The organism is Pantoea sp. SIMBA_079 (genome assembly GCF_046940275.1).
In the GTDB taxonomy this organism is placed as follows: domain Bacteria; phylum Pseudomonadota; class Gammaproteobacteria; order Enterobacterales; family Enterobacteriaceae; genus Pantoea; species Pantoea borealis.
Genome location: NZ_JAWRYR010000872.1, coordinates 1 through 239 on the forward strand (window position 1 = coordinate 1; position 239 = coordinate 239).

1 protein-coding gene is annotated in these 239 nt (G+C 73.6%); it reads left to right on the forward strand.

Annotated features, from left to right (window positions below):
- The coding region (locus tag SB719_RS22425) for a sigma factor (protein ID WP_412160072.1) at positions 1–239 on the forward strand (239 nt) is incomplete at both ends.

A 239-nucleotide genomic window follows, 5' to 3' on the forward strand; every position in this document is an offset into this window, starting at 1 on the left:
TCTGGCGCATCGACGGAGCGCGCGTCGTCGCGACTCTGGCGAAGCTGACCGGCGACGTCGGCCTCGCCGAGGATCTCGCCCAGGAGGCTCTCGTCGAGGCGCTGAAGCAGTGGCCGAGGGATGGCGTGCCCGAGAACCCGGGCGGCTGGCTGACAGCGGTCGGCAAGCGCCGGGCGATCGACCACTGGCGGCGGCGCGAGCGGCTCGACGATCGCTACCGGGCGATCGCGGCGACGCTC